The sequence below is a fragment of the Actinocorallia aurantiaca genome (assembly GCF_039533685.1).
In the GTDB taxonomy this organism is placed as follows: Bacteria; Actinomycetota; Actinomycetes; order Streptosporangiales; family Streptosporangiaceae; genus Actinocorallia; species Actinocorallia aurantiaca.
Genome location: NZ_BAAATZ010000058.1, coordinates 1 through 930, shown reverse-complemented (window position 1 = coordinate 930; position 930 = coordinate 1). Strand labels below are relative to the sequence as shown.

1 protein-coding gene is annotated in these 930 nt (G+C 58.9%); it reads right to left on the bottom strand.

Features of this window, described 5'->3' with window-relative positions:
• Positions 1–673: 673 nt before the first annotated feature.
• Positions 674–930 (bottom strand): tetratricopeptide repeat protein (locus tag ABD327_RS37340; RefSeq protein WP_344458528.1); only part of this gene is annotated, 257 nt, incomplete at its 5' end.

Sequence of the window (930 nt, the reverse complement as noted above, 5' to 3'; positions counted from 1 at the left end):
CGCCCAATAAGCCGGAACTGTGGCAGACTCTCAATGAGATATCGGCCAGCCGGTCATCAATGGACAATAATGAAACCGGCCGATGGTGGTGTCAAGATGTAACACGACTCTCGTGGAGACTGTACGTCCGATACCAGAACACTGATGACAGCTGGAAGAGCAAGTGGGTTTATAGGAGTAGTTGGTATGACTGGATGCCTAGTTAACTGAAGCCACATGCAGCGATGCAACTGAAGCACTGGCATTGCAAATACCATTTGCTTGCCATTCGCAGGTTATAACTCACGATCTGCTGTTTACAAGCAAGATCGAAGCTGTCCGCCCTCGTTCAGATCAGTCTCGTGACCTGCGGAGCGCCGTCGTCGTAGTCCACCGCTGTCCACAGCCATCCGCTCCCATCGTTAGCACAGTGTTAGCAAGATCGGCCGTGCCTCCAGTCCATTTGGCCTCTTCTTCGCCTACAGCGCCCGGCTACAGAACGTGTCATTCAGGGGAAGTCCCCCGCATCGTTCCGGAGTACTTGCCTGCGCGAACGGCGGGACGATGTGACAGAGGGATTCGCGCGGGCGAGTGCTCCGGCCAGCGGGGGCTGGGGCGGCAGCCCCCGCTTCGTGCTCGCTCGCCGACGTACGCAACGAGCAGCACGCGTACGGCCTCTTCAACGCGAATGGTTTTATCCATCACTGCGCCGTCGTTTTCTCTGGCTGGGAATGAGTTTCCTTAGACCACGGGCGGCCTTGCGCCGTCCCGTCCCCTCCAGCGCTTCGACGACAGCAATGACGGACCTCACCGTGTCGGGGTGGTCGTCACCCAGCACCCTGCGACGCTGCTGCAGAGTGTCCTCAACGAGAGCGAGCGCTTCCTTGCGCCGCCCCAAGGCATACAGGGTGACGGCGAAGTCGTTGGCGGATTGCAGGGTGTCGGGGTGAT